The organism is Loktanella sp. SALINAS62 (genome assembly GCF_018263905.1).
Classification (GTDB): Bacteria; Pseudomonadota; Alphaproteobacteria; order Rhodobacterales; family Rhodobacteraceae; genus Loktanella.
The window spans coordinates 1-1,021 of the sequence record NZ_JAAFZU010000029.1 but is presented as its reverse complement, the minus strand read 5'-3'; the positions used below and the strand labels follow the sequence as shown (position 1 = coordinate 1,021).

The 1,021-nt window shown below is 50.3% G+C and carries 1 protein-coding gene; it reads left to right on the top strand.

From position 1 onward, the window contains the following. Window positions 1–761 precede the first annotated feature (761 nt). Window positions 762–1,021 (top strand): hypothetical protein (locus GZH79_RS11230; protein WP_211643882.1); only part of this gene is annotated, 260 nt, incomplete at its 3' end.

Sequence of the window (1,021 nt, the reverse complement as noted above, 5' to 3'; positions counted from 1 at the left end):
GGGGAAATCGTGGTGCCCAGGAGAGGTTGGTTTCCTCGGCATGTTTTGGTTTTGTGCCCGTTGCAGGCACCGCAAGATCTTCAAACGTCAGCAAAACAAGGAATATCGTCGTTTGAAGCTCTAGGTCAACAGGCACCAAATGTACTACGGTTTGTTCTACGGTCAGGCTGGACCATTATTAATGCGAGAAGCTCAACAGCGTGGGACCCGACCAAACTTCAAGGTGGCATCCTCCTGCGGCTGTAAGGCCCCTTAGAGGTGCTTGAATGTCAGACGCCCTAGTTGTCGCTAACATTGAAGTACACAGTCTAGGCGGCCTTACAGCGGCTCCTAGGGTATGCTGGTCTATAGCCATTTATTGAGCAGGCCACCGGGGCAAGTGCCACCCCACCCCCGTAGGGATATCGTACATAGGGTGTGTACCGGATTAGGGATTTTAGTTCTGTAAACCGGCTTAGATACCTCAACCGGGCCGGGTCCCTTTAATCGAAGGATCACGGGAAATGGTCAGCCATTTTGACTGGTTACCGTGTAGGTGTGTGTTGCGGATCAGATGCACAGATCTAGGCATAACGCCGTCCACTTGTAACTCTACCTAGTATGGAGTTAGAAGGGTGTATAAGGTAGGTACTACCAGAGATAAGAACCAGTTTGTACAACCGCATTCAAGCCAGGTTTGAAACCAATGTTCACAACATGGGTTACACGAGATCTACCACTGGCGATTTAGCCAACATATTAGCAAGTATGGATGAATCCGGATGTCCAACGATATAGTTTCAAGCCGTTACACCAACCGCTATGAAGCCTTCAACAGGGTCGTAGGTGTCGTGATGGACATGATCCAGTCCCACACGTGGGAAGGCACTGGTAAGACCATGAGGAGGGTTGAAGGAGACCAAGAAGCCAAACTCAGGCTGTCGGTTGAACAATTGGTCTCTGATAGTGTGGCCCTGGTATGGCAACGTAAGAGGAAAGGAGAGGCCAGTATCGATCTGGGTAAGGATCGGTATGGGAAGGG